Annotated in this window: 7 protein-coding genes and 1 pseudogene; 5 read left to right on the plus strand and 3 right to left on the minus strand. The window is 32.3% G+C overall.

Features of this window, described 5'->3' with window-relative positions; genetic code table 11:
* Window positions 1-49: 49 nt before the first annotated feature.
* Together QVO42_RS02325 and QVO42_RS02330 are read right to left on the minus strand one after the other, a co-directional pair.
* Window positions 50-583 (minus strand): hypothetical protein, encoded by a 534-nt coding sequence (locus QVO42_RS02325; RefSeq protein WP_022424576.1) that lies wholly within the window; start codon window positions 581-583, stop codon window positions 50-52.
* Between the two features lie 66 nt (window positions 584-649).
* Window positions 650-2,991 (minus strand): annotated as a pseudogene (locus QVO42_RS02330) (glycoside hydrolase family 3 protein).
* 253 nt (window positions 2,992-3,244) lie between these two features.
* On the opposite strand from QVO42_RS02330, the gene QVO42_RS02340 reads away from it, so the two are divergent.
* Together QVO42_RS02340 and QVO42_RS02345 are read left to right on the plus strand one after the other, a co-directional pair.
* Complete coding sequence (locus tag QVO42_RS02340) at window positions 3,245-4,597, plus strand: MATE family efflux transporter (protein WP_022424579.1); 1,353 nt, start codon at window positions 3,245-3,247, stop codon at window positions 4,595-4,597.
* 136 nt (window positions 4,598-4,733) lie between these two features.
* Window positions 4,734-5,615 carry a hypothetical protein gene (locus QVO42_RS02345; protein WP_288163624.1) on the plus strand — a complete coding sequence of 294 codons (882 nt, stop codon included), beginning with the start codon at window positions 4,734-4,736 and terminating at the stop codon, window positions 5,613-5,615.
* 70 nt (window positions 5,616-5,685) lie between these two features.
* Here QVO42_RS02345 and QVO42_RS02350 read toward each other — a convergent pair whose 3' ends face one another.
* The gene (locus QVO42_RS02350) at window positions 5,686-5,841 is read right to left on the minus strand and encodes a hypothetical protein (RefSeq protein ID WP_022424581.1); all 156 of its coding nucleotides are present in this window, start codon (window positions 5,839-5,841) and stop codon (window positions 5,686-5,688) included.
* Between the two features lie 146 nt (window positions 5,842-5,987).
* Between QVO42_RS02350 and QVO42_RS02355 the strand changes: the two genes are divergently transcribed.
* The 3 genes from QVO42_RS02355 (at window position 5,988) to QVO42_RS02365 (ending at window position 8,091) form a co-directional block, all read left to right on the plus strand.
* Window positions 5,988-7,328, plus strand: coding sequence for a dicarboxylate/amino acid:cation symporter (locus tag QVO42_RS02355; protein WP_022424582.1), 1,341 nt, complete (start codon window positions 5,988-5,990; stop codon window positions 7,326-7,328).
* Between the two features lie 291 nt (window positions 7,329-7,619).
* Window positions 7,620-7,814 carry a hypothetical protein gene (locus tag QVO42_RS02360; RefSeq protein WP_022424583.1) on the plus strand — a complete coding sequence of 65 codons (195 nt, stop codon included), beginning with the start codon at window positions 7,620-7,622 and terminating at the stop codon, window positions 7,812-7,814.
* Window positions 7,804-8,091: a hypothetical protein gene (locus QVO42_RS02365; RefSeq protein WP_022424584.1), complete on the plus strand. Its 288-nt coding sequence runs from the start codon at window positions 7,804-7,806 to the stop codon at window positions 8,089-8,091. Before QVO42_RS02360 ends, QVO42_RS02365 begins: the two co-directional genes overlap by 11 nt.
* The last annotated feature ends 910 nt before the right edge of the window (window positions 8,092-9,001 follow it).

Genomic DNA, 9,001 nt, shown 5'->3' on the forward strand with positions numbered 1-9,001 from the left:
GGTAAAATGAATGGTTTTCTATACTTCAAAATACTTGAAAGTATAGTGTTTATGCGGATAATCGAAAATTAGATATAAAATTTAAGAAAAATACAATAATACTTATAACTATTACAACACTACCCATAATTATAAACATCTTAGATGCAAAACTATTATAAATAGGTCTATCTACATAACATATTTTTGGGTTATCTGGATTATAGTAAACAATCATTTTACTATTGATAGGCCATAGTTTTTCTGCCATCTGACGGACATTTACAATGGCTCCTGATTTTATATGTAGGTATCCTTTTTCATCCTCATAAGTTTTAGATTTAACTGGTAGTGGTATTCCTGATGCTTTGATAGACTTAATTCCTTTATATTTTTTCTTTGTCTTATAAGTCATACCATCTACTACATATTCCACTATTGGATACATGCGTGATTCTCCTAAAAAACCATAACTAATTACTTTTCCTTCCACACTTTTTGTACATTGTTTATTATGTCTTTTAGAAATCATATTCATAAGTATTCCAGATATGATTAATATCAAACCTATTCCACCATCTACTAATAATTGAATCCATGCCATATAGATCACCCTACCTCATTATAACACATGGAAAAAGAACGTCTCAATGAAGAGACGTTCTAGTTATTAAGCTCTTTTTTTCTTAAGAAAGATAAATGCAACACAAGCAAGACCCATTAATGTAACCAGTGGTAGGATAGCTGTGCTATCGCCTGTTTTTACATTATCCTTCTTAGTGTCTTCTTTCTTTGTGTTTTCTTTCTTTGTGTTTTCTTTCTTTGTATCTTCTTTCTTAGTGTCATCTTTCTTAGGTTCTTCTGGTTTAGTTTCTACAGGTTTTTCTACTAAAGCATCCATAGCAGACTGTAATGAAGCAATCGCTTCATCAATCTTCTTCTGAGAAACACCATTTGTATTAGCTACTTCTTTAGCAACAGCTAAAACTGATACAAGTTTATTCCAAGATTCTTCTGTATATTTCTTAGAATCTAAGCTTTCAGCCTTAGAGATTAAGTCATTTAATGTATCTTTGTTGAGTAATGACTGATAAGTGATTCCATAACCACGTTTATACTTAATAGTATCAGTGTAAAGCTTAGCAATCTTATCATATACAGGAATATTAACTGGAAGTGTTCCCTGAGCACCAAATGTACCTAAAGCAACTTCAATACCTGCAATAATGTTAGGTCCATAAGCAGCTTTAGAAGATGTAACTCCACCAACAATTGCTTCAGTAACATCTACTGAAGAACCTTTACATCCATATACAGCTAAAATAGCATCTGCATTAGCATACATCTGTACATCATATGGTTTATCTACTGACATCACGATAGACTTCTTACCCTTTTCATGAGTATAGTCTACGATATCTTCTACATTTGAATACAACCAATGGTTAGATGAGAAACGACTTGCAGCACTAATTTCTGAGTTAACAAATACTGTATCAGCCCAATCAATGTTTTCTTTTACAGCATCCATATTTAAACCATTATATCTTACTACTTTTACTTCTGCAGAGTCTGGGATAAGTCCTGCTTCTTTAGCACGATTATAACCCATAATCATCTGTGCTCTTTCATTGTCATATGGACAAAGCATTAAGATCTTCTGCTTTTCTTTAACAACTAGAGGTAAAGTATTGTTTTCATTCTTTACAACAGTGACAGCTGCAGCTGCGATTTCTCTTTCAGTTGCTCTATTAGTGGCACTACCTACTGTAGATAATGCTTTATTTAGAGAGAAGTTAGATTCTTTCCAATCTAAGATGCCTCTGTTTTCTTTAACTGTTAAGATTCTTCTGCATCCATCATCTAATCTTGATTCAGAGATTTCACCATTGTTCACAGCATCTTCTACATAATCAATAATTGTATCTAGCTTCTTAACATCTTCCTGATTGTAAAGAACTGTAGGCATACAGATCAAATCAGCACCTGCTTCAATCGCAAGTTTAACTGCCTGTGATTCACCAAATGTATCAGCAATAGCCTTCATGTTCATCGCATCTGTAGTGACTACACCATTGAATCCCATTTCACCCTTTAATAGATCAGTGATGATTGCTTTTGACATAGTCGCAGGTTTCTTTTCTTCATTACCTGTTTTTTCTGAAACAACAGTTGTGTTATCTAATTGTGGATATAAGATATGTGCAGTCATGATCATTTCAATACCCTGATTGATGGCAATCTTATATGGTTTTAATTCATTATTTAATAATTCTGCTTTTGATTTGTTTACGATTGGTAAACCATAATGTGAGTCAGTGGCTGTATCACCATGACCTGGGAAGTGCTTCGCACATCCGATAACGTTATAGTCCTTTAATCCAGCGATTGTTGCAGAAGCCATGTTCCCTACTACATCTGCATCATCACTGTAACTTCTTAAACCGATAACTGGGTTGTTGCATTATTATTAACGTCAACAACAGGAGCTAAGTTAGTATTAATACCAATACTACTTAATTCACTACCAATAATCTGACCTGCTTTTTTCGCATACTCTGTATTATGAGTTGCACCAAGTGCCATGTTACCAGGTAAAGCTGTACCTGAACCTAAACGGTATACACTACCACCTTCCTGGTCAGCACTAATTAATAGTGGAATACCACCATCTTTTGTAGCTGCTTTCTGCATAGCCATACTTAAGTTATAAGACTGTTCTGTTTCCTGGATGTTCTGAGCAAAATAAATAAGTGCTCCAAAATCATAGTCTTCGACAATCTTTCTGACTTGGTCATTCATCTTAGTAAACTCATGACCGGTAGTCTGTGCACCATCACTTAAGTCTTCGTCCCAGTAACGGAAGTCAACCATAAGCATCTGTGTGATCTTTTGTCTTGTACTCATATTAGAGAGTAATTGATCCACTCTGCTTGTGGCATTGACTTTAGATGGCAAAGCCATTGAGAGTGCCATAGCTGTACTAAGTGCTATAGCGGATACTTTCTTCATATCGTTTTCTTCTCCTTTCGAATGTATCTAACATAGATATTGTAGCGCTTACATATTACTTATGCAACACATATTTCATATATTTAATTTTATTTATGGAATTTTATTTTATTATAGTATATCTCACTATACATAGTGAAAAAGCATGATATACAGAAGATAATATGAGTTACAGTATTTCAAAGTTTGAAAAAGAACTGTATGACTGTAATATATATGAGATAGTAAAGATTGTGTTAAGGGAGATGGTTATATGGAAGAAAGGAATAATTTTGCGAAGGGAAAGGTTTCTACACATATATTATCTATTGCAGGACCAATGATCGTAGCACAGTTGATTAATGTACTTTATAACGTGATAGATAGAATATATATAGGACGTATTCCTCATACTTCAACACTAGCTATGGGAGGACTGGGAATATGTCTTCCTATTATTTCTATAGTGATTGCATTTGCGAACTTGTTTGGTATGGGTGGTGCCCCACTTTGTTCAATTGCGAGAGGGAGAGGTAATAACAAAGAAGCAGAAGAGATTATGGGGAATGCTTTCTGTTTGTTAGTGCTATTTGGGATTGGTTTAATGATTATTGGTTTTCTTTTTAAGGAGAAGATCTTATGGCTCTTTGGAGCAAGTACGCATACTTTTAAGTATGCGAATGATTATTTGACTATATACTTGTTAGGGACTGTGTTTGTGTTAATAGGACTAGGTATGAATAGTTTTATTAATAGTCAAGGATTTGCGAAAATAGGAATGATGACAGTACTGATTGGTGCTGTATTGAATATTATATTGGATCCAATATTTATATTTTTATTAAATATGAATGTGAAAGGTGCAGCACTTGCAACAGTACTGTCACAGTTTGTATCTGCTTTATGGACAATACACTTCTTAAGAAGTGATCAAACGATACTTAAGTTAAAGAAAGAATATATGTATTTAAATCCTTATTATGTAAAGCGTATATTCTCTTTAGGAACTGCAGGATTTATGATGGGTATTACTAATTCAATAGTATCTATTGTATGTAATTCTACTTTACAATTATATGGTGGTGATCTCTATATAGCGATTATGACTATTATTAACTCTATTAGAGAAGTTGTGCAGTTACCAGCACAAGGGTTTGGAAATGCCTCTCAGCCAGTATTAGGATATAATTATGGGGCTAAAGAATATAAACGTGTCTTATCAGCAATACGCTTTGTGACACTCTTATGTTTTGGAACAATGTTTATTATCTGGGTATTAATTACTGCTTTCCCACAATACTTTATTAATATCTTTACTCATGATCCTCATATGACTAAACATGCAATTATTTATATTAGATTATATTTTGCAGGATTCTTTATGCAGTCATTACAGATATGTGGTCAGTCTGTGGCAGTAGGACTAGGCAAGTCTAAACAGGCTATCTTCTTTTCTATCTTTAGAAAAGTGATTATAGTAGCTCCTTTGACTATTATTCTTCCACGTTTTATTGGAATTGAAGGTGTATTTATTTCAGAAGCCATTAGTAATTTTATAGGTGGTGGCGCTTGTTATATTACTATGTGGTTCACTATTGGAAAGAACTTAAAGAAAGAGATTTCTTAGAAAAGAGATCTCTTTTTTTCTATTATTCTTATGTAACGCTTGTGAATAATATAAATATAGTACTTTCTCTATTGCATCAAACTAACAGTAAGAATATCATTGTATATAAGATATATAGTAAGGGAAGAAAAAGAATATGAATAAAAAACAGATAATGATAGCTGTAGGAGCAGTTGTAATGATTGGTGTAGGTGCTACTGCTTATGCGTTAAGTGGTCCTAAACTAGAGCTTAAGACTAATAAGGTGAATGTAGAATACGGAACTACATATACACCTAAACTTAAGGATATAGTAAAAGACTATAAGGATTTTAATAAAGGTGATTTAGAAATAATCAATAAGATACCTAATGAGAAGGATAAAACATATCCTGCAGTAGGTAAGTATAGTATTACTGTGAAGTATAAGAAGAAGTCTTTGAAACAGCGTGTTATTGTGAAGGATACAAAAGCACCAGAGTTTGTATTACCTACAAATATGGAGTTGTTACAAGGAACTGGTGTAGATACACTTGATTACAATTCTCTCAAGTCTCTAATGAATATTAGTGATCTATCTGAAATAAGTATTGAGATTGATACCAGTAAAATAGATATAAATACTCCAGGGCAGTATGATTTTAACGTTACAGTAAAGGATAAGTACAATAATGAAACTAAGAAGACTGGTAAGGTCACTATTGTTGCGAAACCAGTGATTAGTAGTAATGAAGAAGTTGTTCATGAGACAGTGAAGAATAAAGATGGTACTACAAGTGTAAAGACTAAGGTACAGAAGAAACAGAGTTCTAATACAAATAGAACTTCTAATAATTCTTCTTCAAACAACAGCAATTCTTCTGGAAGCAGTAATACTTCAGGTGGTTCTTCTTCAGAAATTCATAAAGGATCATTAACAGTTGAAATGGATCCTAAATATCACTGGGAAGGTGATCATTCCTATGGTGATGGTGCAGAAATTAATGGTGAAGACTTTGATAAGTTAACTGGTGGAGATTGGAAGAACTGGGATTATTAAAAATAATATATCTTTCCCTCAGGGAGACTACTATAAGTGCTCTCCCCTTTCTTAAGTAAAACAGTCAGGATTAGATGCCTGACTGTTTTACATTATCAATAACTTCATTTAGGATTTCGTCTAATTCATCAATAGCATAAACCTTCTTACCTGCTTTACGTTCTTCTTCAACTAATAGAAGTTCTTCTCTTAACTTCAACATCTCTTCCCTATGATCAGTATCCATGTTTATTTCCTCCTATGCTAATTATTATATTATAGTTTATAAATAAATATATTATGCTCACTCACATTTTAATGAATACTATTTGCATTATGTTCTAGATAGTGTATAATAGTCTCAATTTTGGGATTAAATTCAGGAGGGTAAAAATGAAAACAAGTAATGGTAAGCAGTTAGCTAAAAAGATGTTAATTGCGATGATTTGTGGTCTTGCCTGTGGGTTTGGCTGCATTATGTTAAGAGAACACTTAATAAGTAGTGGTCAGACTGATCTTTGGACAAAGATCAATAAATTATTCTTTCAGGATATTACACAGCCTACAGCAACTAAAGCTGTTGGAATCTTCTATATTATAGGTCAGTTATTTGTTAATTCATTACAGCTTATTATTGTACCTATGGTATTTGTATCTATTACATTAGCTATTTCAACTATCACAGATACAAAGAAGTTAGGTAGAATTTCTACTAAGACTATTTTAACTTTCTTTATTACAACTGTATGTGCATTATGTTTTGCAGGTGTAATTGCCTCTATTGTATATCGTTTAGGTTTCTTTAATGCAGTGGGTAAAGCAGCAGTAACAATCCAGCAGGGTTCTACTGGTTCTAACCCATTAAACATTATTTTAAATATTATTCCTAACAACCTTATTTCAGCTTTCTCTACTAATGGTAATGTACTTGCTATCGTGTTTATAGCAGTTGCTATGGGTCTAGCAATGAATACATTAGAAGAAGAAACAAAGACTCTAAAGAAGTTATTTGAAGAAGTATCTAAGATTATTACTTTATTCTTATCATTTGTAGTTAATAAGTTTGCCCCTATTGGTATCTTCTGCTTATTAACTAGAACATTCGCAATTTATGGAATTGATTCATTAAGACCAGCACTTGCTTATGTTGTTACAGTTGTTATTGCATTATTTATATATTTATTCTTAGCTTATCCGATCTACTTAATGTCTATGGCTAGAGTAAATCCAAAGCCATTCATGAAGAAGATGGTTAAGGTTGCTTTGTTTGGTTTCTCTACTTCTTCTAGTGCTGCAACTCTTCCAATCAATAAGAGAACAGTAACTGAAGAATTAGGTGTAAATGATCAGATTGCATCATTTGTATTACCTTTAGGTATGACAATCAATATGGATGGTACAGCAATCATGCAGGTTATTGCAGCTATGTTTATTGCAGCAAGTTCTGGATATAAAGTAACATTCATGTCTATGGCAGTTATTGCAGTACTTGCATTAATTGCATCAGTTGGTACTCCAGCTGCACCAGGTGCAGGTGCTGTTATCTTATTTACTATCTTAACTGGTATGGGTTATACAAACGATGCGGCATTACTTGCATACTCATTAATTCTTTCAATCAATAGACCTATTGAAATGTTAGTTACTTCACTTAATGTAGTTGGTGATGCTTCTACTTCAGTAATTGTAGCTAAGAAAGAAAACATGATTGATCAGGAAGTATATAAAGGGTAATAGTTCTTTCTAGAAAAGGAGTCAGAAAAATCTGACTCCTTTTATAATACCTTAAACGGGCTCCTTACCTCTATATACGCAGCAATAAATTTCAATAAACAAGCAAGAATGATGATAAAATCCCTTAAGGTGTAAAAGTAAATTCAACTGGAGAAATGGGAAAGACTAAACTCAACTTTGACTCGCCTAAAGTGGAATTTAACTTTTCACTTTAGAACCTTAAATCTATTTTGTTAGAAAAGTAGATAATAATAAGGTTGCATGATATACTATTTATAGAGGAGTGATAATATGGAAATAAGAAAAATGATCATTGATGGCGTTTTTTATAATGTTTTAACTGATGATGAATTAGATGATTTTATAAAAGAAATAGAATTCAAAAAAGAATTAGATATGCAACATGAAAGATTAATGAATGGTGAAACTGAAACAATGAGTATTAAAGATTTCGCTAAAAAGCGTAGAGCAAGATATGGCTTATAAAGTTGTAATCACAAAAGAAATAGATGAGGCACTAGATCGTATTGATGAATATTGTATTGAACATTTTCATAATTATGAATTTGCTATAAAGGTATTCGATGAAATTATGAAAGTTGCCTCTTTTTTGTCTGAAAATGCTGGCAAAACTAAGAAATATTCTAAATTTCTATATAAATATGTTTCACCTGATATCGGTTATAATATATATTATTCTGTCGATCAAATAAATAAAACAGTATATATAGAAAAAATTCTTTCGTTTAAAGAAAAACAATAATAAATTATGCAAAATCAAAGAATAATTTGAATATCCTTAATCTGCAAGGAATACTTTTGGAATCTTTGATAGTTCTTTCTAATATTTAAAAGAATCTGATTAAAAACGTTTTTATAGTATACCTATGTATTGTGGGTATTCAAATATTTTTTATTTTTTGATAATATAGCAAGAACCTAATAGTTCTTGTTCGCACGTATTATTTGTTTTATTCGACTTTGTATTGCTTGTTGAGGTGCAGATTGTATTCTGGATTATTCAAGAGAGTATTGAGTAAAGCTGCGGCATCAGTATCTATTTGATTGTAATCAGAGTAATTGAAGAAATCATGTTGTTTATAGTTTTCTATTTCAATACACATATATATTCTTTTAATTTATTTGTTCAATAGTTCTAATACTTGCTTTATGTTTCTAAAAGTATATGCACCCTTTTGTATATACTTTTTAGACCATGAGAGAGGAGAAAATGATGATAAAATCTCTTTAGATGTGAAAGACTAAACGCAACTTTGACCCGTCTAAGTTGGAATTTGCCTTTTTACTTTAGAGTCAACAAAGAATCAACAAAGAATCAAATAGTTTACTTGTAATTTTACGATAAATGTGTATAATACTAGTGAAGAGAGCTGGAAGATAGGGTGGCTTTTAAAAAGCGGCCTTGTTGAATGGTTTTCTAGTAAGAAAGAGGCTTCTAATGGTGACCTTTAAAAGGTAGCTTTAATTAGAGGCTTTTTTGCTATAAAAAGAAGAAGCCAGATTGCTCTGACTCCTTTCACTGTATACTTGCAAAATTATGATCATTATGTATAATACTTGTCAACTACCCATGACCTTTAGGTCGTGGGCTTGTAACTGCCTAGTCGTACTAACGATTTACACCTCCGACCTTTAACCCCAATAGATATTGC

The sequence above is a fragment of the Catenibacterium sp. CAG:290 genome, assembly GCF_000437715.1.
GTDB lineage: Bacteria > Bacillota_I > Bacilli_A > Erysipelotrichales > Coprobacillaceae > Catenibacterium > Catenibacterium mitsuoka_A.

Bases quoted from the DNA above. Each gene is read 5' to 3' on its own strand.
- QVO42_RS02340 (WP_022424579.1), top strand. From the start codon at position 3,245: ATGGAAGAAAGGAATAATTTTGCGAAGGGAAAGGTTTCTACACATATA.
- QVO42_RS02325 (WP_022424576.1), bottom strand. From the start codon at position 583: ATGGCATGGATTCAATTATTAGTAGATGGTGGAATAGGTTTGATATTA.
- QVO42_RS02360 (WP_022424583.1), top strand. From the start codon at position 7,620: ATGGAAATAAGAAAAATGATCATTGATGGCGTTTTTTATAATGTTTTA.
- QVO42_RS02355 (WP_022424582.1), top strand. From the start codon at position 5,988: ATGAAAACAAGTAATGGTAAGCAGTTAGCTAAAAAGATGTTAATTGCG.
- QVO42_RS02345 (WP_288163624.1), top strand. From the start codon at position 4,734: ATGAATAAAAAACAGATAATGATAGCTGTAGGAGCAGTTGTAATGATT.
- QVO42_RS02365 (WP_022424584.1), top strand. From the start codon at position 7,804: ATGGCTTATAAAGTTGTAATCACAAAAGAAATAGATGAGGCACTAGAT.
- QVO42_RS02350 (WP_022424581.1), bottom strand. From the start codon at position 5,841: ATGGATACTGATCATAGGGAAGAGATGTTGAAGTTAAGAGAAGAACTT.